Here is a 23,917-nt window from a genome sequence, read left to right as displayed (position 1 = left end):
GGTGTGCGGGGCCGGGGTGCGGGGTGGTGTGCGGGGCCGGGCTGAGGTGCGGTGGGGTAGAGCCTGCTGATGGACCTACCGGGGGTAGGTCCATCAGCCTGGCGAACGGAGGCCGGTCGATGCCTCTACCGGCGGTAGGTGTGTCGGCCGGGGGCGAAGGCGGGCGGATGTGCCTACCTCAGGTCGTCACATCCGCCTGGCGTGCGAAGTCGGGCGGATGTGCCTACCTGAGGTAGGTCAGTCGAAGATGGGGCCGACGTCGCGCGTGCGCTTCAGCTCGAAGAAGCCGGGCGTCCCCGCGACGAGCACGCACCCGTCGAAGAGCCGCACCGCGTCCTCGCCCTTGGGCGCCGGCGACACGACCGGGCCGAAGAACGCCACGCCGTCGACGTTGATGATGGGGGTGCCCACCTCGTCGCCGACCAGCGAGATCCCGCGCTCGTGCGAGGCGCGCAGGGCGCGATCGGTCTCGTCGCCGGCGGTCGGCGCGGCATACGACGCGAGCTCGGCCGGCAGACCGACCTCGGCGAGGGCGTCCTCGACCACGACGTCGAAGTCCTTCTCGCCCTCGAGGTGGATGCGCGTGCCCATCGCGTCGTACAGACGCTTGACGACGTCGTCGCCGTGCTCCCGGGCCGCCGCGATGATCACGCGGACCGGGCCCCACGCGCGGTCCATCAGCGCGCGGTAGTCCTCGGGCAGGTCGCGGCCCTCGTTGAGGACCGCCAGGCTCATCACCGACCAGGTCACGGTGATGTCCTTGGCTCGCTCGACCTCCATGAGCCACCGGGAGGTCATCCAGGCCCAGGGGCACGCGGGGTCGAAGAACATCTCGACGGACGGGGAGCCGCTCTGGGGAGCCTGCGGCTGGGTGGTCTGCGGCTGGGTGGTCTGCTTCGTCTCGCTCACCCCGCCATCCTGCCAGCACCCGCCCCGCCCCCGCGCGGCACCGTATGACGACCTCGCCGCGATCCGCAGGGACGGCGTGCGGGATACCTGCAAGGATGGAGCGGCCATCCGCTCCCCCGTGCTCCGGGGCGCTCCAGCACCACCGAAAGGCCCCACCGTGCCAGGCACCAACCTCACGCGCGACGAGGCGCGTGACCGGTCCCAGCTCGTGAGCGACGTGACCTATGACGTCCAGCTCGACCTGACGACCGGTCCCACGACCTTCAGCACCACCACCACGGCACGGTTCGGCGCCGCGGAGGAGGGGGCGAGCACGTTCATCGACTTCATCGGCACCTCGGTCGAGGAGATCGTCCTCAACGGCGAGTCCCTGGCCCCCGCGACCCATGTCGCCGACGCGCGGATCACGCTGCCCCGCCTGCAGGCTCGCAACGAGCTGACCGTCCGAGCGACCGGGACCTACATGAACACCGGCGAGGGTCTGCACCGGTTCGTCGACCCGGCCGACGGCGAGGTCTACCTCTACACGCAGTTCGAGGTCCCCGACTCGCGACGGATGTTCGTCGTCTTCGAGCAGCCCGACATCAAGGCCGAGTTCACGTTCACCGTGACGGCGCCCGCGCACTGGCAGGTCATCAGCTGCTCCCCCACCCCCGAGCCCACGCCGGCCCCGCGTGCGGACGGCGCCGCCGGCTCCACGCCGGCCGCGACCTGGGCCTTCGAGGCGACCCCGCGCATCTCGTCATACATCACTGCCTTGATCGCCGGGCCGTATGACGTCGTCCGCGACACCGTCTCGACCCGCGCCGGCGAGATCCCGCTGGGGATCTTCAGCCGGCGATCCCTCACGCCGCACGTCGACCACGCCAACCTGTTCGACTGCACCAAGCGGGGATTCGCGTTCTTCGAGAAGGAGTTCGACCAGCCGTTCCCGTTCCCCAAGTACGACCAGATCTTCACGCCGGAGTACAACATGGGCGCGATGGAGAACGTCGGGGCGGTGACCTTCCACGAGATGTACGTCTTCCGCGCCAAGGTCTCCGACGGCCTCGTCGAGCGCCGCGCCCTGACGATCCTGCACGAGCTGGCGCACATGTGGTTCGGCAACCTCGTCACCATGACCTGGTGGGACGACCTGTGGCTCAACGAGTCCTTCGCCGAGTGGGCGTCGACGACGGCACAGGCCGAGGCGACCCAGTGGGAGTCCGCGTGGACGACCTTCGGGACGGCGGAGAAGGCCTGGGCCTACCGCCAGGACCAGCTCTCCTCGACCCACCCGATCGCCGCCGACATCCGCGACCTGCACGACGTCGAGACCAACTTCGACGGGATCACCTATGCCAAGGGCGCGTCCGTGCTCAAGCAGCTCGTGGCCTACGTCGGTCGCGACGCCTTCCGCGACGGGATCCGGGCGTACTTCGCCAAGCATGCGTGGGGCAACACCACGATCGGCGACCTGATGGCCGAGCTCGAGGCCACGTCCGGGCGCGACCTCGGTCGCTGGCAGGAGCTGTGGCTCGAGCAGGCCGGCGTCAACACGCTGACGCCGGACCTCACGCTCGGCTCGGACGGCGACGGGGTGATCGAGGCCGCGGCGATCGTGCAGACCGCCCCCGAGGACTTCCCCGTGCTGCGGCCGCACCGCCTGGCTGTGGGGTGCTACGAGCTGCAGGGAGACTCGCTGGTCCGCGTCGCGCGCCACGAGGTCGACGTCGACGGAGAGCGCACCGAGCTGCCCTTCCTCGTCGGCCGGCCGATGCCCGACCTGCTGCTGGTCAACGACGACGACCTGGCCTACGCCAAGCTGCGGCTCGACGAGCGGTCCCTGGCCACCGTGATCGAGCACCCGCGGGCGTTCACCGAGTCGCTGCCCCGCTCCCTCGCCCTCGCGACGGCCTGGGACATGACGCGCGACGCGCAGATGCGGGCGCGGGACTACATCACCCTGGCGCTGCGGGCCGTCGACGGCGAGACGGACGCCACGCTGCTGCGCGTGCTCCTCGCCCAGGTCTCCACCGCGCTGGCGGCATACGTCGCTCCCGGCCATCGCGACAGCGCCCGGGAGACGGTGGGGGCCGAGCTGCGGCGCCTGGTCGAGACGGCCGCGCCCGGCAGCGACGCCCAGCTGCAGCTGGTGTCGGCGCTCGCCGCGATCACGCGCCGCCCCACGGACCTCGACCTGATCGAGGGCCTGTATGCCGGGCGCCTCTCCCTGGACGGTCTCGCCGTCGACACGGACATGCGCTGGACCCTGCTGACCGCGCTCGCGGCGGCGGGACGCGTGGGTCGGGCCGAGGTCGAGGCCGAGCTCGAGCGGGACCGGACCGCGTCCGGGCAGGAGCACGCCGCGGTGGCCGTGGCCGCGCTCCCCACCGCTGAGGCCAAGGCGCAGGCCTGGCGCCGTGGCGTCGAGGACGCGTCGGAGTCCAACACGATCGTGGGCGCGACCGGGCAGGGCTTCGGCCGGGTCCACGACGTGACGCTGCTGCAGCCCTATGTCGAGCGGTACTTCACGATGCTGCGCGGCATGTGGGAGCGGCACTCGTTCGCGCTGGCCGAGGTGGTGGCGGGCGCGTTCTATCCCATGCCGCTGGCGGACCGGTCGCTGCTGGACGCCACGGAGGCCTGGCTCGCCGCCAACGCCGACGCCCCCTCCGGGCTCGTGCGGGCCGTGGCGGAGCACCGCGACACGGTGGCGCGGGCGCTGCGGGTGCAGGCGCGCGACACCACCGCCTGACCTACCGGCGGTAGAGGCATCGACCGGCCCTCGTTCCCCAGGCTGATGCCTCTACCCCCGGCGGGTCTTGCGCCGGGGGCAGAGGGGGCCGGGTGGCCAACGTCGTGGTCTGATCCAGCTCGCCGAGACGGCTGGGTTCTCACCGGATCCTGTATGCCGAGCCCCACGCCATCCGCGCGCCCGGCGTGCACAACTGCTGCACATTGCGGGTCCTGGATGGCGAATTCCGTTGTGCCGCAACGACGGGTCATCCGGCGTCGCCCCCATGTGCAGCAGTTGGGCACCGATCCCGCTGCCGTGCGGAGGGCTGCTCGGCATACGGGCTCAGGGAACAGCGGCAGGTGAGCCGCAGGATCCGCCTGCCTTGGTCACGCCGACCGACCTTGGTCACATCGGCCTGGTGTGCGAAGCCGGGCGAATGTGACTACCTGAGGTAGGTCAGAGGACGCGGGAGAGGAAGCGTTGCAGGCGCTCGCTGGCCGGACGCTCGAAGATCACGTCCGGAGCCGCGTGCTCGGCCACGACGCCCTCGTCCATGAACGCCACCTGGTCGGCCGCCTCGCGCGCGAACCCCATCTCGTGGGTCACCACCAGCATCGTCAGGCCGGAATCGCCGAGGTCGCGCATGATCGCCAGCACGCCCTTGACCAGCTCGGGGTCGAGCGCGGACGTCGCCTCGTCGAACAGCATGATCCGCGGGTCCATCGCCAGCGCCCGGGCGATCGCCACGCGCTGCTGCTGCCCGCCGGAGAGGGACGACGGACGGACGTCCGCCTTGTGCGCGAGCCCCACCGACTCCAGGTGCGTCAGCGCCCGGGACCGTGCCTCGTCGCGGGACAGGCCGAGCAGCTTGCGGGGCCCGAGCGCGACGTTGTCGGCGACGGTCTTGTGCGGGAACAGGTTGAAGTGCTGGAACACCATGCCGACGTGCCGGCGCAGCTGGTCCGGGTCGTCGCGCAGGATGCTGCGCCCGTCGAGGAGGACGTCGCCCTGGTCGGGCTCGAGCAGTCGGTTGACCACGCGCAGCAGCGTCGACTTGCCGGACCCGGAGGGCCCGATGACGCAGGTCGTGCTGCCGGCAGGGACCTCGAGGTCGACGCCGCGCAGCACGCGGTTGCGGCCGAAGGCCAGGTGCACGTCGCGCAGCTCGACGGACAGCGGTGCGGCGGTCATCAGTGTGCCTCCTGGGTCAGGGCGAGTGCGCCGTCGTCGGGGGCGTCCGGCGTGGCGGAGCCGCCAGCGCGTGGACCGCCAGAGCCGTCGGAGCCGTCGGAGCCCTCTGGGTGTTCCCCGTCCGAGCGACGACCGTGGCGCAGCCGGTGGTCGATGGCGTTGACGGCGTGCGTCAGCGGCACCGTGATCACGAGGTAGAACAGCCCGGCGAGCAGCAGCGCGGACTGGTTGCCGGTGTTGGCGGCATAGTCCTGCCCGATCCGGAACAGCTCGCGTTGGCTGGCCAGCAGCCCGAGGAAGTAGACCAGCGAGGACTCCTTGATCAACGAGATGAACTGGTTGACCAGGGCCGGGAGCACGCGGCGGACACCGAGGGGTATGACGACCAGCCGCATCGCGGCGTTGTGGCTGAAGCCGAGGGCCCGCGAGGCCTCCATCTGCCCGGCCTCGACGCTCTGGATGCCGGAGCGGAAGATCTCGCCGATGTAGGCGGACGCGATCAGCGACAGGGCGAGGATCCCGAGCGGGTACGGGTTGTTGCCCCAGATCTGCAGGCCGACGGGGGCCAGGCCGACGCCGATGAGCAGGATGGTGACGGCGGCAGGCAGCCCGCGGAAGATGTCGGTCCAGACGCGTGCCGGCCACCGCAGCCAGCGGTGCCGGGACAGGCCGGCGACCGCGAGCGCCATACCGAGGATGGTCCCGATGATGGCGGACACGACCGCGAGGAGCAGCGTGTTGGGCAGGCCGACCGTGATCAGGTCAGGCAGCGCCTCGCGCATCGCGTCGAGGTCGAAGAAGGTCTCCCTGAGGGTCTCGAGGACGTCCACCCCGGGTCACCGCGTGATCTTGACGGCGCCGCTGCCCGGCGTGAAGTCCGCGGGGGTCTTGCGGCCCGGGTAGTACTGGTCGACGAGCTTCTGCCAGGTCCCGTCCTTGACGACCTCGTCCAGGCCCTTGTTGAGCGCGTCCTTGAGCTTGGTCTTGTCCTGGGCGACGGCGTAGGCCATCGGGGTGGGGCTCAGCTCCTTGGCAGCGAGCAGCACCTTGCCGCCGGACTCGCCCGCGAGCTTCTCGCCGATCTCAGCAGGGCTGACCCAGGCGTCGACGGTGCCGGCCTTGAGCTGGTTCATCGCGCCGTTGTAGTCGGGGACGCGCACGGGGTCGAGCTTCTTGCCGGTGGCGTAGTCGTCCTGGACCGTGCCCTGGACCACGACCACGCGCTTGCCCGTGAGCTGGTCGAAGCTCTTGAGCGTGGACCCCGCGGGGACGTTGAGGCCGATGTAGCCGAAGTCGTAGCCGTTGGTGAAGGCGACCGTCTGCTTGCGCCTCTCGGTGATGGTGACCGAGGACGAGCCGACGTCATACTTGCCGGACTTGACCTGCGAGAGCAGGCCGGAGAAGTCGGTGCCCGCGAACTCGACCTTGAGGCCCTGCTTGGCGGCGACGGCCTTGAGCAGGTCGTTGTCGAAGCCCGTGAACTGGCCGTCCTTGAGGAAGACGTTGGGCGGCGCGTCGGTCAGCGTGCCGACGTGCAGGACGCCGGGGCGCTGCAGGCCCAGGGGGTTGTCCGTGGCCTGCTCCGAGCCGGAGCCGGAGCCGGAGCCGCACGCGGACACCGCCAGCATCATCGCCGCGCCGGTGGCGGCGAGGGCGGTGCGACGGGTGATCCAGGGCGTGCGAGACATGGTTGTCCTCCGGGGCGGGGCGCGATCGGCGCCGGCATGGGTGGGAGGCCCGCCCGACGGTGGGCAGACCAAAGGGAACCTTATGCAGAGGCAAACGTCAGGTAATCCGAGCGTCCACGTCTCGGACGCCGTCCAGGCAGGCAGGTGAGGCGCCAGGTCCGCCGGCCTCCGTCACACCCGCCTGGGGAACGACGGCCGGTCGATGCCTCTACCGGGGGTAGGTCCGTCGACGGCGTGCTAACCCAGGCGGGTGTGACTACCTGAGGTAGGTCAGAGGGTGCGGGCGAGGCGGCGGGCCCAGCGCGATCGCATCAGGTCCTCGAGCAGCACGGGCCGGCCGTCGGCGCCGGCCAGGGGCATGCGCCAGTTGGCGTACTCCTCGTCGGTGCCGGGCTGGTTGATGATGCGCTTGTCCTGGGCCAGGTCGGACACCGAGATGCCGCGCAGCAGCGCCGGCGTCCACGACAGGAGCTTGTGCAGCGCCTCGATCGTGTCCTCGTCGCTCGCGTCCTCGCGCAGCAGGCCGCGCGAGCGCAGCAGCGCCTTGATCCCCTCCTGCTCGTGGACCTCGCTCGCGCGCTCCTCCTCGATCGAGCGGGTCAGCAGGCCCAGCTCGTGGCGCAGGTCGATGTGCACCTGCTGGAGGTAGCCCGCGGTCGGGGGCAGGTCGTGGGTGGTGACGGTGGCGAGGCACAGGCGGCGGTACTGCTCGGGCTGGATCGGCTCCCCGCCGTGCTCGTAGTCGCGCTCGAACCACAGGATCGAGGTGCCCATGACGCCGCGGTCCGCGAGGTAGTCGCGCACCCACGACTCGACGGTGCCGAGGTCCTCGCCGATGACGACGGCGCCCGCGCGGTGGGCCTCCAGCGCCAGGATGCCGATGAACGCCTCGTGGTCGTAGCGCACGTAGGTGCCCTCGAAGGGCTTGCAGCCCTGCGGGATCCACCAGAGCCGGAAGAGCCCGATGATGTGGTCGACGCGCAGGCCGCCGGCCGAGCGCAGCACGGTCCGGAGCATGTCGCGGTAGGGCGCGTAGCCCAGCTCGGCGAGCTGGTCGGGCCGCCACGGCGGCTGGCTCCAGTCCTGGCCCAGCTGGTTGTACTGGTCGGCCGGCGCCCCCACGGTGACGCCGCGGGCCAGCGCGTCGCGCAGCCCCCACGCGTCGGCCCCACTCGGGTGGACGCCGACGGCCAGGTCGTGGATCAGGCCGAGGCGCATGCCCGACTCGTGGGCGACCCGCTGGGCCTGCTCCAGCTGGTCCTCGACGACCCACTGCAGCCAGCAGTAGTAGTCGACGTCCGCGGCCAGCTCCTCGCGACGCTCGGTGACGGCCGGGCCGGCGGAGTCCTGCAGCTCCTCGGGCCACTCGGCCTCGTCCTCGCCGTATGCCGCGGTGAACGCGCACCACGTCGCGAAGTCCACCAGGCCCTGCCCCTCCCGCTGGCAGAAGGCGCGGTAGTCCCGCTCCCGGCGGGGCGAGCGCGGCTGCTTGTGGACGAGCCGCAGGGCGGCGTCCTTGAGGCGCCAAGAGGCGTCGCGGTCGATGACGTCCTCGGCGTTGAGGCGCAGCGCGTCGTCGGCCTGCCACTGCAGCAGAGCCCGGTCCTGCGCCGTGAGGTAGCCCATCTCGGGGATGTCCTCGACCCGGATGTAGAGCGGGCTGATGAACCGCCGGGTGGTGGGCAGGTAGGGCGAGGGCTCGACCGGCGGGACCGGCTCGGCGGCGTGCAGCGGGTTGACGAGGACGAAGTCGGAGCCGAGCTCCTGACCGGCCCACGCGGCGAGCTCGGCGAGGTCGGCCGCGTCACCCATCCCCCAGGACCGGCTGGAGCGCATGGCGTACAGCTGGGTCATGACGCCGGAGGCAGGGTGGTCGCGCAGCGACTCCGGCACCTCGAGGCGGTCCGGCGTGACGACCAGCGTGCAGGTGGCCGTGGTCCCGGCATACGAGGCACTGATCTCATGCCAGCCGAGGGGCAGGCCCGCGGGGACGTCGAAGGTCGCCTCCCCCAGCTGACGGCCGTCCACGACGCGGGGGTCCACCCACCTGTCGACCTGGTCGAGCGGGCGGCGCGATCCGTCCTCGAGCTGCACGGAGACCGTGACGGACTCGCCGTGCGGCAGGTGCACGGGGATCGTCGTGCTCTCGGACTCCGTCACGACCAGCACCGGCGGCAGCGGGCGACGCCACTCACGGTCGCGCACCTGCGCCAGGGAGGCACGCACCTCGTCCTCCGTCGCCGCGGGCTGACCCAGAGCGGCGAGCACGGCCACGATGGTGCTCGCGGGCACGGTCACGTGGGCTCCCTGCCAGTCCCAGTACTCCGTGGCCACCCCGTTGGCGCGGGCGAGATCGATCAGTTCGGTCGACGGTGCGTCAGTCACGGGGTGAAGTGTGTCACGGCCGTGACAGCGTTCGCCAAGGTCGACCCGCCATGATGGAGGCATGAGTGCCAGCACATCCTCGTCCGTCCTGCAACCGCTCGCCGTGACCTGGGAGTCGGCGTGGACCTGGGCCCAGGGGGCACCCCTCACGATCGTCGCGATCATCCTGGGGGCCATCGCGACCCGCTGGCTGATCCACCGCGCCATCAACGGATTCGTCAACGGACTCCTGCTGCGGTCCGAACGGGTGGAGGCCGCTGCGGTCAACGTCACCCGGGTCGACACCGCCGAGCTCCCGATCATCCGCCGCCAGGCGCGCAAGGCCGCCAAGATCTTCAGCGACCCCAGCATCGTCAGCAGCGCGCGCCAGGAGCAGCGGGTGCGGACGCTCGGCGCCGTCCTGCGCTCGGTCACGACGGTCACCGTCGCCTTCGTCGCGGCGCTGATGGTCGGCGACGAGCTGGGCTTCAACATGGCCCCGCTGCTCGCCTCGGCCTCGGTCGGCGGCGTCGCGCTCGGCTTCGGCGCGCAGAGCCTGGTCAAGGACTACCTGTCGGGGATGTTCATGATCATCGAGGACCAGTATGGCGTCGGCGACGTGGTCGACACCGGCGAGGTCATCGGCACGGTGGAGGACATCTCCTTGCGGCTCACGACGATCCGCGACTTCAACGGGGTGATCTGGTACATCCGCAACGGCGAGATCCTGCGCATCGCCAACCGCTCCCAGGGGTGGTCCACCGCCCTCGTCGACATCCCCGTCCCCGTCACCGAGTCCATGGAGAAGGTCATGCCGATCATCTCGCGCGCCATCCGCGGCATGGACAAGGAGGAGGACTGGTTCGGCAAGATCATCGAGCAGCCCGAGGTGGGTGGCGTCGAGTCGATCGTGGGCGGCGTCGCGACGGTCCGCATCATCGTCAAGTGCGCACCCAACGAGAACGTCCCGGTCGGCCGCGAGGTCCGGTCGCGGGTCATGGCGCAGCTCGGCGCCAGCGGGATCTCGCTGCCGACCATGCCGACCTTCGGTCCCGGCGTGCTGCCCGGAGGCGGCGGGAGCACCGCCAAGTGAGCGGGTGGGAGAGACTGGCGCGGTGACGTTCTACGACGAGGTCGGTGGCGCAGCCACGTTCGAGCAGCTGGTGCGCGAGTTCTATCGCGGCGTGGCCGGCGACCCCGAGCTGCGGGCGCTCTATCCCGAGGAGGACCTCGGCCCGGCGGAGGTCCGGCTGCGGATGTTCCTCGAGCAGTACTGGGGCGGGCCCACGACGTACTCCGAGCAGCGCGGCCACCCACGCCTGCGGATGCGGCACGTGCCCTTCGCCGTCACCCCGGACATGCGCGACCGCTGGCTGCACCACATGCTCGCCGCCGTCGACACCCTCGACCTGGACGAGACGCACGACCTGCTCCTGCGCGACTACCTCGTGCGGGCGGCACACTCGCTGGTCAACCGCCTCGACTGACGCGGTCGTCGAGCACCTGCGGCGTGGCGTCGTGGTGCAAGTTCTTGCAGATGTTGCAGTCGATTTCACACGGGCGCGACGATGCCTCAGCATGGATGGGTGACCCCCGACACCGTCGTCCCTGCCGTCGTCCCTGCCGTCGTCCCAGCCACCGACGCCGCCGCCTGGTGGCGGCACGCCGTCATCTACCAGGTCTATCCCCGTTCCTTCGCCGACGCCGACGGCGACGGCATGGGTGACCTGGCCGGCGTGACCGGCAAGCTGCCCTACCTGCACGACCTGGGCGTCGACGCGGTCTGGCTCTCCCCCTTCTACACCTCCCCGCAGGCCGACGCGGGCTACGACGTCAGCGACTACCGCGACGTCGACCCGCGGTTCGGCTCGCTGGCCGACGCCGAGCAGCTGGTCGCGCGCGCCCACGAGCTCGGCATCCGCGTCGTCGTCGACCTGGTGCCCAACCACACCAGCGACGAGCACGCGTGGTTCCAGGCCGCCCTCGCCGCGGGCCCCGGTTCCCCCGAGCGGGCCCGCTACATCTTCCGCGACGGCCGCGGCGAGCACGGCGAGCTGCCGCCCACCAACTGGCGCTCGGTCTTCGGCGGCTCCGCGTGGACCCGCGTCACCGAGTCCGGCGGCGAGCCGGGCCAGTGGTACCTCAACCTGTTCGACTCCAAGCAGCCCGACCTCGACTGGGAGCACCCCGAGGTGCGCGAGGAGTTCCACGACATCCTGCGCTTCTGGCTCGACCACGGCGTCGACGGCTTCCGCGTGGACGTGGCGCACGGCCTGGCCAAGGACCCGAGCTTTCGCGACTGGGACGCCCACACCGAGATGATCTCGGGTGACGGCGAGGCCCGCCCCACCAACGCCAGCCCCTACTGGGACCAGGACGGCGTCCACGACATCTATCGCGGGTGGCGCCGCGTCCTCGACTCCTACAACCCCGAGGGCGACCCCCAGCGCGACCGGATCCTGTGCGCCGAGGCCTGGGTGTCCCCGATCGAGCGGCTCGTGGCCTACACCCGGCCGGACGAGATGCACCAGGCGTTCAACTTCGACTTCCTCGACTCCCCCTGGCGCGCAACCGATCTCGTCGAGCGCATCACGCGCTCCCTCGAGGCGGCGCAGAGCGTCGGCGCCCCCACGACCTGGGTCCTGTCCAACCACGACGTCGTGCGGCACGCGACGCGGCTCGGCTATCCGGTCGGCTCGCCCCGCATGAACGGCATCGACGCGACCTGCCCCCAGCCGGACGCCGACCTCGGCCTGCGGCGGGCCCGGGCTGCCACGGCGCTCATGCTGGCGCTGCCCGGTTCGGCATACCTCTATCAGGGCGAGGAGCTCGGGCTCCCCGACCACACGACCCTGCCGGACGAGCTGCGCGAGGACCCCGCGCACCACCGCACCAAGGGCACCCCCGAGGCCGAGATCGGTCGCGACGGCTGCCGCATCCCCCTCCCCTGGGTCGGGGGTGCGCCCGGCAACGGGTTCGGTCCCTCGGAGCGCACCTGGCTCCCCCAGCCCGACGCGTATGCCGCCCTCGCGGCGAACCTCCAGGCGGGGAAGCCGGGCTCGACGCTCGAGCTCTATCGCGCGCTGCTCGCCACCCGCCGCGAGCTCGACCTCGGCGTCGGCGTCCTGCACTGGCAGCAGGGGTATGGCGAGGACGTGGTCGCCGTCGTCAACGAGCGCGGCACGGACCGGCTGCTGGTCCTCGCCAACCTCGGCGAGGAGCCGGTCGCGCTGCCCGACGGGACCGAGGTCGTCGTGGCCAGCGGCCCGCTGACCCCCGAGGGGCTCGTCCCGACCGACACCACGGTCTGGGCGCGCACCCGCTGACGACGGTCGGGTGCACGCCCCCTGACGACGGTCGGGTGCGTCACAGATCTTCGGGTTCTGGCCCGAAGATCTGTGACCTGCCCGAGTCGTCGCCCCGCGCGTCGTAGGTTGGCCCCGTGAAGGCTGAGCAGTTCCCGTACTTCGACGCTCCCCGGCCGCTGGCCCTGGCCCACCGCGGTGGCGCCGCCTACGCGCCCAACCACGGGCGGGAGAACACGTTGGCGGCCTTCCGCACCGCCTACGACCTGGGCTACCGCTATCTCGAGACGGACGTCCACGCCACCCTCGACGGGCAGGTCGTCGCGTTCCACGACGCGCGGCTGGACCGGGCCACCGACCGGCGCGGCGCGATCGCGGACCTGCCGTGGGACTACGTGCAGCAGGCGCGGATCTCGGGCGAGTCCGTCCCGCTGCTCACCGAGCTGCTCGAGGAGCTGCCGGACGCGCGGTTCAACATCGACATCAAGTCGCCGGGCGCGGTCGTCCCCACCGCGCAGGTCCTGCTGCAGGCCGGCGCGCTGCACCGCGTCTGCATCGGGTCCTTCTCCCAGCGCCGGCTGCGCCACGTGCGCGAGCTGCTCGGGCCGCGCCTGGCGACGGCGGCCGGTGGCGCGGGCGTGGCCAGCCTGCGGTTCCTGCCGCGCCTGGTGACCCAGTGGCTCAGCACCCCCGCCCCGGTGCTGCAGATCCCCCGCACCTACACCCTCGCCGGGCGCTCGGTCGAGCTCGTGACCCCGGCCCTCGTGGAGGCGGCCCACCGGCGCGGCAAGCACATCCACGTCTGGACGATCGACGACGCGCAGGAGATGCACGAGCTGCTCGACCTCGGGGTGGACGGGCTGGTCAGCGACGCCATCGACACCCTGCGCTCGGTCCTGGTCGAGCGCGGCGCGTGGCAGGAACCACCCCCAGGCCCCGTTACCGTGGAGCGGTGAGCCCCGCCGAGACACCGACCACGCAGGGACCGATGGGGCCGGCATACCGGCTGGTCACGATCGTCATGATCGCCCAGGTGACCCTCGTCGCCTTCGAGTCGATGGCCGTCACGACCGCGATGCCGGCGGTCGCCGCCGAGCTGGACGCGGTGCGGTCCTACGGCCTGGCCTTCTCGCTTTTCCTGTCCGCGCAGCTGCTCGGCACGGTGCTGTCGGGGACCTGGACCGACCTGCGCGGGCCGCTGCCCGCCACCCTGGTGGGCCAGGCCGGGCTCGCGATCGGCTCCCTGATCGCGGGGATGGCCGACAGCTTCGCCGTCCTGCTCGTCGGGCGGATGATCGCCGGGCTGGGGGGCGGCCTGCTCGTCGTCGCGCTCTACGTCATGATCGGTCGCGCCTACCCGGAGTCCTTGCGGCCCAAGGTCTTCGGCTGGGTGTCGGCCGCCTGGGTGCTGCCCGCCATCGTCGGCCCGCTGCTCGCCGCCTGGCTCACCGAGGCGCTGTCCTGGCGCTGGGTCTTCCTCGTCGTCGTGCCACCGATCCTGGTCACCGCCGTCCTCACCTGGTCGCGCCGCGCCACGGTGTCGCCCCCCGGGCACGTGGGCTCGGGCCGCGAGCGCAGCACGCACCGGCGAGCCGCCGTGGCGGGAGCCCTGGTCGCCGTGGCCGCCGGTGTCCTGCAGTGGGGCTCGCAGCACGTCGAGCCCTTCCAGCTCCTCCCCGTCGCCCTCGCGGCGGCCGGTCTGGTCGTCGTGGCCGTCGTCGCGCCGAGGCTCGTCCCGCAGGGAACCGTCCGCCTGGCCCGGGGCCTCCCGTCCGTCACCATGTCGCGCTTCCTGCTGGCGGCGGCGTTCAACGGCGCCATCACCTTCATCCCCCTGATGCTCGTCAACGAGCGCGGCACCAGCAGCACCGTGGCCGGGGTCATGCTCACGCTCGGCTCCCTCGGCTGGTCCGTGGGTGCGGCGCTGCAGGGACGAGATGCCTTCGTGCGCGACAGGTTCCGCCTGCTCGGCGCCGGCGGGGCGTCGCTCGCCGTCGGCCTGCTGGGGCTCGCCGCCATCGCCGGCCTCGGGCTGTCGGAGTGGTTCGTGCCCGTCGCCGCCAGCGCCATGGGCGTCGGCATGGGCCTGGCCATGTCCACGGTCTCGGTGCTCGGGCTCGACCTCACGCCCATCGAGCGGCACGGCGAGGTCTCGTCCTCGCTGCAGCTCGCGGACACGCTCGGCTCCGCGCTCGGCGTGGCGCTGACGGGCGCCGTCTTCGCCGGGCTGCACCGCTCGCCGGGCGAGGACGGAGCGGCCTACACGCTGATCTGGGTGCTCTGCGCGACCTCGGCCGCGCTGGTGGTCCTGGCCGGCTCGCGGGCCCGCCCGGTCGACGTTCAGCGCGCGAGGACGTGACCCACCGGCACGGACAGCCGCAACCACCGGCCGCAGCGGTGCAGCGTGCCCGCCTCTCCCGTGAGGAAGCCCAGGGCGTGCGCCCCGAAGGCCAGCCCCGACGGGATGCCCTCGGCCTCAGCCGCTGCCATCGGCCGGGCCCACACCGCGTGCCGCAGCTCGGCGACGGCGAGGGCCCCGGCGCCGCTCCCCACTCCGCGCGCGACGTCGGCGATGCCCGCCTGCGCCGCGTCGTGCAGCTCGGCGCTGGTCACCCGCCCGATCGGCACCCAGCCGGCGCGCGGGGCGCTCTGCCCGGCCCAGGGCGCGCGGACCTCGGTCGGCGGCACCGCGAGGCGGGTCCCCTGGTCGTGGGCGAACCGGTCCAGGAGCGAGCCCAGCGAGACGGTGACGTCGAGGTCGGCGGGCTCCGCGAGACGCATCGTGCGCAGACCCATCACGAGTCCCTCTGCCGCCAGCCCGGACCCGGGCAGGACCGCGGCATACGCAGCCAGCACGGTCCCCTGGGCCTGCAGCCGCATGGCGCCCTCGCGGTCCGCCGCGGCGGCCCGGGCGACGAAGGTGCGCAGGTCCGAGGCGGTCCCCGCGTCGACCAGGGCGAGCGTGCCGGTCACCGGCGCCGCCTCAGGTCGACCGGCTCGCCGAGGTACTGTCCCAGCGTCTCGCGCTGCTCGGGGGTCATGCGACGGGGGCGGGCACCGGCGAAGTCGTACATCACCATCGTCGACTCGGCCCGCGCGTAGACCTGGTCCCCGACGCTCTCGGGGTCCCGCATCACGTAGCCGAGGTCGTAGGACGCTCCCGCGAGCCGCGTCACCCACATGTCGACGGCGACCGGGGCGTGCCGGAACTCCAGCGGCCGGAGGTACTCGATCTCGCTGCGGGCCACCAGGACTCCGCGACCGAGCACCGGGTCGTGGTTGCCGAACCACGCGCGGAAGGCCTCGACGCGAGCCTCCTCCAGGAGCCGGAGGTACTCCACGTTGTTGACATGGCCGTAGGCGTCCATGTCGCTCCACCGGAGCGGCACGGCGACGCGATAGAGGCTCGTCGGGCGGGGGTCGCTGGGGGCGTCGGGCATGGGCCCATCATCACGCACGGCCGGGTCTGTCGGCCCTGGCGTCTAGCGTGTGGGCATGACCAGCAACCAGGCCCGTATGCCGAGCGCGCCCGCCGTCGACGTGGACACCGAGGCCGTGCGCGGGGACGCCACGGCGGCGCTGCGACGCCTGGTCGGGCGCGAGGACGTGGACTTCCGCGACGGCCAGCTCGAGGCGGTGGCGGCGCTGGTGTCGGCGCGCCAGCGCGTGCTCGTGGTGCAGCGCACGGGCTGGGGCAAGTCGGCGGTGTACTTCGTGGCGACGTCGCTGCGGCGCGCGGCGGGGGCGGGGCCGACGATCATCGTGTCACCGCTGCTGGCACTCATGCGCGACCAGATCGCGGCGGCCCAGCGCGCCGGCGTGCGGGCGGTGACCATGAACTCGGCCAACGCCGACACCTGGGGCGAGGTCGCCGCGGCCCTGGCGGCGGACGAGGTCGACGTGCTGCTGGTGAGCCCGGAGCGGCTCAACAACCCTCGCTTCCGGGACGAGCAGCTCCCCGGGCTGGCCGCCCGGTGCGGCCTCCTGGTCGTCGACGAGGCGCACTGCGTCAGCGACTGGGGTCACGACTTCCGCCCGGACTACCGCCGCATCAAGGACCTGCTCACCGAGCTGCCCACCGACGTGCCGGTGCTGGCGACCACCGCCACGGCCAACGCGCGCGTGGTGTCCGACGTGGCCGAGCAGCTCGAGGTGGGTGGCCACGAGGTCCTGACCGTGCGCGGCTCGCTGGCCCGCGACTCGCTGCGGCTCGGGGTGCTGCGCCTGGGCTCGGCCGAGCAGCAGCTCGGGTGGCTCACCGCGCACCTCGCCGAGCTCCCGGGCAGCGGCATCGTCTATGCCCTGACCGTCTCGGCCGCCGAGGACGTGGCCGAGGCGCTGCGCCAGGCCGGGCACGAGGTCCGGGCCTACACCGGGCGCACCGACCCCGCCGACCGCGAGCAGCTCGAGGGGATGCTGCGCGCCAACCAGGTCAAGGCGCTGGTCGCCACCAGCGCGCTCGGCATGGGCTTCGACAAGCCAGACCTCGGGTTCGTGGTGCACCTGGGCTCCCCCAGCTCGCCCGTCGCCTACTACCAGCAGGTCGGCCGCGCCGGTCGCGGTGTCGCACGCGCCGACGTCCTGCTGCTGCCGTCCGCCTCCGACCGCGACATCTGGTCCTACTTCGCGAGCGCCTCAATGCCCCGGCCCGAGCAGGCCGACGCCGTGATCGCGGCGTTGTCCGCCTCGGACCGTCCGATGTCGACGGCCGCCCTCGAGACGGTGGTCGACGTCCGCCGCACCCGGCTCGAGCTGCTGCTCAAGGTCCTCGACGTCGACGGCGCGGTCCGCCGGGTCCAGGGTGGCTGGACGGCCACCGGGGCGCCGTGGACCTACGACGCGGAGCGCTACGCACGCGTCGCCGAGGCCCGCGAGCGCGAGCAGGACCTGATGCTCGCCTACCAGCGCGGCGAGGAGTGCCGCATGGCCTTCCTCCAGCGCGTGCTCGACGACCCCACGGCCGCGCCGTGCGGCCGGTGCGACGTCTGCGCGGGGCCGTGGTATCCCGAGGGGGTGCCCGAGGGCGCCGTCGTCGAGGCCCGCACCCGGCTCGACCGGCCGGGGGTGCTCGTGGAGCCCCGCGCCCAGTGGCCGAGCGGGATGCCGCGCCTGGGCGTCGAGGTCAAGGGACGGATCGCGCCCGCCGAGCAGGTGGAGCCCGGTCGGGCGCTGGCACGGCTCACGGACCTGGGGTGGGGGCAGCGCGTGCGCACGCTGCTCGCGGCCCCGGACGCTCCGGTCGACGAGGCGCTCCTGCGGGGGTGCGTGCCGGTGCTGCGCGACTGGGGCTGGGCCGAGCGGCCGTTCGCGGTGACGTGGATCCCCTCGCGATCACGACCACAGCTCGTCGAGTCCCTCGCCCGAGGGCTCGCGTCGATGGGGCGGATGGTCGACCTCGGACCGATGGAGCTCGTCGACGGCGGCCCGATCGGCGACCGGGGAGGCAACAGCGCCTATCGCCTCGCGGGCGTGTGGGACCGGGTGCAGGCCGGAGCGATGGTCCGCGACCAGCTCGAGCTGAGCCCCGGGGCAGTCCTGCTCGTCGACGACCTGGTCGACTCCCGCTGGACCATGACCGTGGCGGGGCGGGCCCTGCGTGAGGCGGGCGCCACGAGCGTGCTGCCGTTCGCCCTGGCCGTCTCGGGGTGAGCCGGCCAGGGCGGCCGGGTCACCAGCGGTGCGCGACGTCCACGACGACCCGGTTGTTGGCGCCCGGGCCCTTGACGACGAAGACGCGGTAGGGCAGGCGAGCCCGGGTCACGATGCCGACGGCCTCGACACCGTCCACCTTGCCGGCATAGACGACGCCCCGGACGGTGGAGAAGCTCGTCGGCAGCGCCTGGCCGGGCTTGACCCCCACGGGCACCAGGTTGGTGCGCGAGCCCACGGCGATAACCTGCGGCGACCGGGCGGTGCCGACGTAGCCCGCGACGGTGGCTCCCGTGCGGCCCTTGAGCTCGAAGACCACGCGGTCGTAGCACGCGTGGTGCCCGGTGCGGAGGTCGACGGCGGGTGTGCCGGTGACCGGGCTGGACAGGTTGATGCCCTTGTCCTGGGAGCCCCAGCGGACACGGCAGGACGTGGCCGCGTCGGCGGCGGGCAGGGTGGCGACCGAGACGGCGCCGACCGCGGCGATGGCGGTCGTGGCGGCGGCGAGGCGACGGGTGAGCGCGGACATGATGATCCCCCAGGTGACGGTGACGACGGTGTCGAGGCCGGAGACGGCTGTCGTCCGGCGCGCTCACCGTAGGCCAACGGCGAGGCACCCTGGAGGGGCTCGCCACAAACGTCCCCTGGACGTCATCTGGATGGCCCTGCGGCGGCTATCGTGCTGCAGGTGACGCCACCACAGCCGGACCCCTTCGCCGAGCTCCTCGAGATCCTCGACCTGGACCACCTCGGGACCGCGCGCATGACCGTGAGCGCCCGCACCGACGCCGGCCCCGAGTCCTTCCTCACCGAGCAGATCCTGGGCGACCCCGACCGCGAGATCTATGAGGGCAAGAGCCAGTGGCAGCCCCACCGCCGCGTCTTCGGAGGGCAGGTGCTCGCTCAGGCGATCATTGCCGCCGGGCGCACCGTGGGCGCCGTAGCAGGCGGGGTGCCCCGCCCGATCCACTCGCTCCACGCCTACTTCGTGCGGCCCGGGGACGTCGCCAGGCCGATCAGGTTCTCCGTGGAGCGCATCCGAGACGGTCGGTCCTTCTCGACCCGCCGCGTGCACGCCATGCAGGAGGGCCAGGTCATCCTGTCGATGACGGCGTCCTTCCAGGAGCCCGCGGGCGGGCTGGACCACCAGGACGCGATGCCCGACGTGCCTGGTCCGGAGACGCTCCCGAGCGTCGCCGACAAGTACGGCCACGTCGACCATCCCGCGGCCAAGCACCTGGCCCACAGCCGGCCGATCGACCTGCGGCACGTGCGCGAGGACCTCTGGTCCGAGCCGGCCGCCGAGCAGGTGGCCCACCAGGAGCTGTGGCTGCGCGCCGTCGGCACGCTGCCCGACGACCCGCTGGTGCACGCGGCCGTGATGGCCTACGCCAGCGACTACGCCCTGCTCGAGCCCATCATCCGGCGCCACGGGATCGCGTGGATCGACCGGCGGCTGCGGGCCGCCAGCCTTGACCACGCCATGTGGTTCCACCGGCCGGCTCGGGCGGACGAGTGGATGCTCTACACGCAGTACTCCCCCAGCGCGCAGGGTGGTCGCGGTCTCGGGATGGGCCGGATGTTCACGCCCGGCGGCTCGCTCGCCGCCACGGTGGCCCAGGAGGGCATGCTGCGGCTCAAGGGCTGAGCCGCCCCGGCTCCCGCGGCTGCAGCGGGTCGGCGGGTCAGCGCGGGATGTTGCGCAGGTTGGCCCGGGCCATGTCCACCATCTTGCCGACGCCGCCGTCGAGCACGGTCTTGGTGGCTGCGGACGCGAAGCCCGTCACCTGCTCGAGGGTGATCTCGGGCGGGATCGACAGCGCGTTGGGGTCGGTCACGACGTCGACGAGCACGGGTCCGGGCGTGGCAAGAGCCCGGCTCAGACCCTCGCGGACGTCCTTGGGGTCGGTGATGCGGATACTCGTGATGCCGCAGCCCTGGGCGATGGCGGCGTAGTCCACGTGCGCGCGGTCCGTGCCGTAGTCCGGGAGGCCGTCCACGAGCATCTCGAGCTTGACCATGCCGAGCGTGGAGTTGTTGAACACCACGATCTTGACGTCCAGCTGGTGCTCGGCGACGGTCACCAGCTCGCCCATCAGCATCGACAGCCCGCCGTCGCCGGACATCGAGATCACCTGGCGCCCGGGCTGGCTCGCGGCAGCGCCGATCGCGTGCGGCAGGGCGTTGGCCATCGTGCCGTGGTGCCAGGAGCCGAGGACCCGGCGGCGCCCGTTGGGCGTCAGGTAGCGCGCCGCCCACACGTTGCACATGCTGGTGTCGACGGTGAACACGGCGTCGTCGGAGGCCAGGTCGTCCAGGATCGAGGCGAGGTACTCCGGGTGGATCGGGACCATCGTGTCCACGTCGCGCGTGTAGGCCTTGACCACCTTGTCGAGCGTCGAGGCGTGCTCCTTGAGCATCCGCTGCAGGAAGCGCCCGTCCCGCTCGCGCCCGAGCATCGGCAGCAGGGCCTCGATGGTCGCGTCCACGTCCCCCTCGACCGCCAGGGACAGCGTGGCGCGACGCCCCAGGCGCTCGCCATACCGGTCGACCTGCACGATCACCGTGTCCTGCGGCAGGAACTGGTCGTAGGGGAAGTCGGTGCCAAGGAGCAGGACGAGGTCGGCCTGGTCCATCGCCTCGGCGCACGCGCCGTAGCCGAGCAACCCGCTCATGCCGACGTCGTAGGGGTTGTCGAACTGGATCCACTCCTTGCCGCCGAGGGCGTGGCCGACGGGTGCCTTCAGCGCGTCGGCCAGCGCCATGACCTGGTCGTGGGCGCCGCGCACCCCGGCCCCGACGAAGAGCATGGGCTTCTTGGCCCGGTCGAGCAGGCGAGCCAGGTCCGTGACCACCGCAGGGTCCGGGACGTGGCGCGGCGGACGCTCCGAGGTGTGACCGAGGGCGGGGGCCTCGACAGCAGGCTCCTCGGCGACGTCGCCCGGCAGGACCAGGACCGAGACGCCGCTGCGGGCGATGGCGGTCTGGGTGGCGATGTGCAGGATCCGGGCGGCCTGGCGAGGGCTGTTGGCGACCTCGGCGTAGTGGCTGCACTCCGCGAACAGCTGCTCGGGGTGGGTCGCCTGGAAGAAGTAGGTGCCGATCTGCGGCGACGGGATGTGGCTCGCGATGGCCAGGACCTTGGCGCCGCCGCGGTTGGCGTCGTAGAGGCCCTGGACGAGGTGGGTGTTGCCGGGGCCGCAGGACGCCGCGCAGACGGCGAGCCGGCCGGTGAGGCGGGACTCGGCGGCGGCGGCGAAGGCGGCGGCCTCCTCGTTGTGGACCGCGAAGAACGAGATCTCACCATCCCGGCGGATGGCGTCGGTGACGGGGTTGAGGCTGTCCCCCACGAGCCCGTAGATGCGTTGCACCCCAAGGGACTTCAGGTGAGCGACGAGCTGGTCGGCGACGGTGGGCTTGGCCATGCACGAACCTCCTGGGAGTAGGACGGTCGGCGTCGCGGACGTGCGGCGTCCTCCTCCCCCTACCCCGCCAGCCTTCATCGCCCACGGCGCGGACCATCTCGTATGCCGAGAGCCGCACCCCGGACGCCCGGAAGCGGGCTCGGGGTGCGGCTCTCGCGCGACCGCGGAGGTCAGTCGCGCGTCAGCTTGCGGTAGGTGACGCGGTGCGGACGGGCGGCGTCCTCGCCAAGGCGCTCGATCTTGTTCTTCTCGTAGGCCTCGAAGTTGCCCTCGAACCAGTACCACGCCGAGGGGTCCTCCTCGGTGCCCTCGTAGGCCAGGATGTGCGTCGCGACGCGGTCGAGGAACCACCGGTCGTGGCTGATGACCACGGCGCAGCCGGGGAACTCCAGCAGGGCGTTCTCGAGGGAGCCGAGGGTCTCGATGTCGAGGTCGTTGGTCGGCTCGTCGAGCAGCAGCAGGTTGCCGCCCTGCTTGAGGGTGAGCGCGAGGTTGAGGCGGTTGCGCTCGCCACCGGAGAGGATCCCGGCCTTCTTCTGCTGGTCCGGGCCCTTGAACCCGAACTGCGAGACGTAGGCGCGCGACGGGATCTCGACCTTGCCGACCTGGATGTAGTCGAGGCCGTCAGACACGACCTCCCAGAGGTTCTTGTCGGGGTCGATCCCGGCGCGGCTCTGGTCGACGTAGGAGATGTCGACGGTGTCACCGACGCGGACGCTGCCGGAGTCGGCCTCCTCCAGGCCGACGATGGTCTTGAACAGCGTCGTCTTGCCGACGCCGTTCGGCCCGATGACACCGACGATGCCGTTGCGGGGCAGCGAGAAGGACAGGCCGTCGATGAGGACCCGGTCGCCGAAGCCCTTCTTGAGGTCGTTGACCTCGATCACGGTGCTGCCGAGGCGCGGGCCCGGCGGGATCGTGATCTCCTCGAAGTCCAGCTTGCGCGTGCGGTCGGCCTCCGCGGCCATCTCCTCGTAGCGCTGCAGGCGGGCCTTGGACTTGGCCTGACGGCCCTTGGCGTTGGAGCGGACCCACTCGAGCTCGCTGCGGAGTCGCTTCTGGAGCTTCTGGTCCTTCTTGCCCTGCACCTCGAGGCGCGCGGCCTTGGACTCGAGGTACTTGGAGTAGTTGCCCTCGTAGCCGTAGAGGCGGCCGCGGTCGACCTCGCAGATCCACTCCGCGACGTTGTCCAGGAAGTACCGGTCGTGCGTGACGGCCAGGACGGCGCCGGGGTAGGACGCGAGGTGCTGCTCCAGCCACAGCACCGACTCGGCGTCGAGGTGGTTGGTGGGCTCGTCGAGGAGCAGCAGGTCGGGCTTGGACAGCAGCAGCTTGCACAGGGCGACGCGGCGGCGCTCACCACCGGACAGGACGGTGACGTCGGCGTCGCCGGGCGGGCAGCGCAGGGCGTCCATGGCCTGCTCGAGCTGGGAGTCCAGGTCCCACGCGTCGGCGTGGTCGATGTCCTCCTGGAGCTTGCCCATCTCCTCCATGAGGGCGTCGAAGTCGGCGCCCTCGTCGGCCATCTCGGCGGAGATCGCGTTGAAGCGGTCGACCTTGGCCTTGATCTCGCCGACACCCTCCTCGACGTTGCCGAGGACGGTCTTGTCCTCCGTCAGGGGCGGCTCCTGCAGCAGGATCCCCACGCTGTATCCCGGGGAGAGCCGGGCCTCGCCGTTGGAGGGCTGGTCCAGCCCCGCCATGATCTTGAGGATCGTCGACTTGCCGGCACCGTTGGGGCCGACGACCCCGATCTTGGCTCCGGGGAAGAACGACATCGTCACGTCGTCGAGGATGACCTTGTCACCGACGGCCTTGCGGGCCTTGGACATGGTGTAGATGAACTCCGCCATGCCCCTCAGGCTATCGGTCGCCGGCCAGGCTCAACGAATCCGTCGACGCTGGTCGCGCGGTGCTCCGGTCAGGGCCGGGCACCGCGCGACCTGCGCGTCCCTGACACCTCAGGCGAACGACGGCTCGCGCTCGGTGACGACGCCGTCGGCATCGACGTCGTAGTCCTCCGTGTCGTCGACGCCCTCGACGTGGGCGTGGGCGTCGGCACCGACGCCCGACACCGCGTCGGTGCCGTCGGGCAGCCCGCCCTCGAGCCCGCTGCCGGCGTGCCCGCCGTAGCCGTCCGCCTCGGGCAGCCCGGACGGCTCCGCACCGTCGGGCAGGGCGCCGCGGTCGTTGGCCGCCGCGACCTCGGGGTCGGCCATGCGGTCGGTGCCGGAGCTGTGGACCCCCTTGGTCACGTCGGCGAAGGCGAAGGTGAGGTCCGGGCCCACGGAGTGGGCGTCGATCTCGACGTTGGTCCCGCGGCGCTCGCCCTGCTCCCAGTCCGTGACGCGCAGGCGGCCGCGCACGATGACGCGCGTGCCCTGCTTGAGCGTCGCCGCGCAGTTCTGGCCCAGCGACCGGAAGGCCGTGACCCGGACGAAGTTGGTGTGACCGTCGCCCCAGCCGCCCTCGCGGTTGCGCTTGCGCTCGGTGCAGGCGATCCGGAAGGCGGCGAACGCGTCGCCGCCCTGGGTGAACCGCAGCTCCGGGTCGGCGCAGAGATTGCCGGTCACGGTGATCATGGTCTCGTGCATGAGGTGTTCTCCTGGTCGGGTCCTCCTCGTCGGAAGGACGTCGTGGACCCAGGGTCGGACGGGCAGGGCGCGG

General features: G+C 72.1%; 19 protein-coding genes. 8 read left to right on the top strand and 11 right to left on the bottom strand.

The window, feature by feature from the left end:
• Positions 1-237: 237 nt before the first annotated feature.
• Positions 238-831 carry a DSBA oxidoreductase gene (locus tag B4K29_RS10745; RefSeq protein ID WP_037215674.1) on the bottom strand — a complete coding sequence of 198 codons (594 nt, stop codon included), beginning with the start codon at positions 829-831 and terminating at the stop codon, positions 238-240.
• A gap of 235 nt (positions 832-1,066) precedes the next feature.
• On the opposite strand from B4K29_RS10745, the gene pepN reads away from it, so the two are divergent.
• A complete protein-coding gene (gene pepN / locus B4K29_RS10740) occupies positions 1,067-3,646 on the top strand; it encodes an aminopeptidase N (RefSeq protein WP_286967275.1) in 2,580 nt (859 codons plus the stop codon).
• Between the two features lie 438 nt (positions 3,647-4,084).
• On the opposite strand, the gene B4K29_RS10735 is transcribed toward pepN, so the two are convergent.
• The 4 genes from B4K29_RS10735 to malQ form a co-directional block, all read right to left on the bottom strand.
• Positions 4,085-4,819 (bottom strand): amino acid ABC transporter ATP-binding protein, encoded by a 735-nt coding sequence (locus tag B4K29_RS10735; protein ID WP_286955513.1) that lies wholly within the window; start codon positions 4,817-4,819, stop codon positions 4,085-4,087.
• Positions 4,819-5,649, bottom strand: coding sequence for an amino acid ABC transporter permease (locus B4K29_RS10730; protein WP_286955514.1), 831 nt, complete (start codon positions 5,647-5,649; stop codon positions 4,819-4,821). Before B4K29_RS10730 ends, B4K29_RS10735 begins: the two co-directional genes overlap by 1 nt.
• A 6-nt stretch (positions 5,650-5,655) precedes the next feature.
• Positions 5,656-6,507 carry an ABC transporter substrate-binding protein gene (locus B4K29_RS10725; protein ID WP_286955515.1) on the bottom strand — a complete coding sequence of 284 codons (852 nt, stop codon included), beginning with the start codon at positions 6,505-6,507 and terminating at the stop codon, positions 5,656-5,658.
• 270 nt (positions 6,508-6,777) lie between these two features.
• On the bottom strand, positions 6,778-8,892 hold the full coding sequence (gene malQ, locus B4K29_RS10720) for a 4-alpha-glucanotransferase (protein WP_286967274.1): 2,115 nt from the start codon (positions 8,890-8,892) through the stop codon (positions 6,778-6,780).
• Between the two features lie 61 nt (positions 8,893-8,953).
• Between malQ and B4K29_RS10715 the strand changes: the two genes are divergently transcribed.
• The 5 genes from B4K29_RS10715 (at position 8,954) to B4K29_RS10695 (ending at position 14,535) form a co-directional block, all read left to right on the top strand.
• Entirely contained in the window at positions 8,954-9,964 is a 1,011-nt protein-coding gene (locus B4K29_RS10715) for a mechanosensitive ion channel family protein (protein ID WP_286967273.1), read from the top strand.
• A gap of 22 nt (positions 9,965-9,986) precedes the next feature.
• Complete coding sequence (locus B4K29_RS10710) at positions 9,987-10,358, top strand: globin (RefSeq protein ID WP_084412732.1); 372 nt, start codon at positions 9,987-9,989, stop codon at positions 10,356-10,358.
• An 81-nt stretch (positions 10,359-10,439) separates the two neighbouring features.
• The gene (locus B4K29_RS10705) at positions 10,440-12,197 is read left to right on the top strand and encodes an alpha-amylase family glycosyl hydrolase (protein ID WP_376786860.1); all 1,758 of its coding nucleotides are present in this window, start codon (positions 10,440-10,442) and stop codon (positions 12,195-12,197) included.
• A 116-nt stretch (positions 12,198-12,313) separates the two neighbouring features.
• On the top strand, positions 12,314-13,132 hold the full coding sequence (locus tag B4K29_RS10700; protein WP_286967270.1) for a glycerophosphodiester phosphodiesterase family protein: 819 nt from the start codon (positions 12,314-12,316) through the stop codon (positions 13,130-13,132).
• Positions 13,129-14,535 carry an MFS transporter gene (locus B4K29_RS10695; RefSeq protein ID WP_239261662.1) on the top strand — a complete coding sequence of 469 codons (1,407 nt, stop codon included), beginning with the start codon at positions 13,129-13,131 and terminating at the stop codon, positions 14,533-14,535. Before B4K29_RS10700 ends, B4K29_RS10695 begins: the two co-directional genes overlap by 4 nt.
• On the opposite strand, the gene B4K29_RS10690 is transcribed toward B4K29_RS10695, so the two are convergent.
• Both B4K29_RS10690 and B4K29_RS10685 read right to left on the bottom strand, forming a co-directional pair.
• On the bottom strand, positions 14,517-15,149 hold the full coding sequence (locus B4K29_RS10690; protein WP_019287766.1) for a hypothetical protein: 633 nt from the start codon (positions 15,147-15,149) through the stop codon (positions 14,517-14,519). The two genes, B4K29_RS10695 and B4K29_RS10690, sit on opposite strands and share 19 nt — an antisense overlap.
• Positions 15,146-15,616 carry an acyl-CoA thioesterase gene (locus tag B4K29_RS10685; RefSeq protein WP_019287765.1) on the bottom strand — a complete coding sequence of 157 codons (471 nt, stop codon included), beginning with the start codon at positions 15,614-15,616 and terminating at the stop codon, positions 15,146-15,148. The genes B4K29_RS10690 and B4K29_RS10685 overlap by 4 nt, the downstream gene beginning before the upstream one ends.
• A 55-nt stretch (positions 15,617-15,671) precedes the next feature.
• Between B4K29_RS10685 and B4K29_RS10680 the strand changes: the two genes are divergently transcribed.
• Complete coding sequence (locus B4K29_RS10680) at positions 15,672-17,825, top strand: RecQ family ATP-dependent DNA helicase (protein WP_084412728.1); 2,154 nt, start codon at positions 15,672-15,674, stop codon at positions 17,823-17,825.
• Positions 17,826-17,844: 19 nt separating this feature from the next.
• Here the strand turns inward: B4K29_RS10680 and B4K29_RS10675 are convergent, their stop codons facing one another.
• A complete protein-coding gene (locus B4K29_RS10675; protein WP_286956266.1) occupies positions 17,845-18,354 on the bottom strand; it encodes an AMIN-like domain-containing (lipo)protein in 510 nt (169 codons plus the stop codon).
• A gap of 153 nt (positions 18,355-18,507) precedes the next feature.
• Between B4K29_RS10675 and B4K29_RS10670 the strand changes: the two genes are divergently transcribed.
• Entirely contained in the window at positions 18,508-19,473 is a 966-nt protein-coding gene (locus tag B4K29_RS10670; protein WP_376786861.1) for an acyl-CoA thioesterase, read from the top strand.
• 37 nt (positions 19,474-19,510) lie between these two features.
• Here B4K29_RS10670 and B4K29_RS10665 read toward each other — a convergent pair whose 3' ends face one another.
• The 3 genes from B4K29_RS10665 to ssb form a co-directional block, all read right to left on the bottom strand.
• Entirely contained in the window at positions 19,511-21,250 is a 1,740-nt protein-coding gene (locus B4K29_RS10665; protein ID WP_286967269.1) for a pyruvate dehydrogenase, read from the bottom strand.
• Positions 21,251-21,420: 170 nt separating this feature from the next.
• Positions 21,421-23,103 (bottom strand): energy-dependent translational throttle protein EttA, encoded by a 1,683-nt coding sequence (gene ettA / locus B4K29_RS10660; protein WP_286956259.1) that lies wholly within the window; start codon positions 23,101-23,103, stop codon positions 21,421-21,423.
• A gap of 108 nt (positions 23,104-23,211) precedes the next feature.
• Positions 23,212-23,844 carry a single-stranded DNA-binding protein gene (gene ssb / locus B4K29_RS10655; protein WP_286956258.1) on the bottom strand — a complete coding sequence of 211 codons (633 nt, stop codon included), beginning with the start codon at positions 23,842-23,844 and terminating at the stop codon, positions 23,212-23,214.
• Between the last annotated feature and the right edge of the window lie 73 nt (positions 23,845-23,917).

The organism is Arsenicicoccus sp. UBA6765 (assembly GCF_002453335.1).
Taxonomy (GTDB): domain Bacteria; phylum Actinomycetota; class Actinomycetes; order Actinomycetales; family Dermatophilaceae; genus Arsenicicoccus; species Arsenicicoccus bolidensis.
Note: the sequence above shows the minus strand (reverse complement) of the source record. Positions and strands in the feature narration are given on the sequence as shown.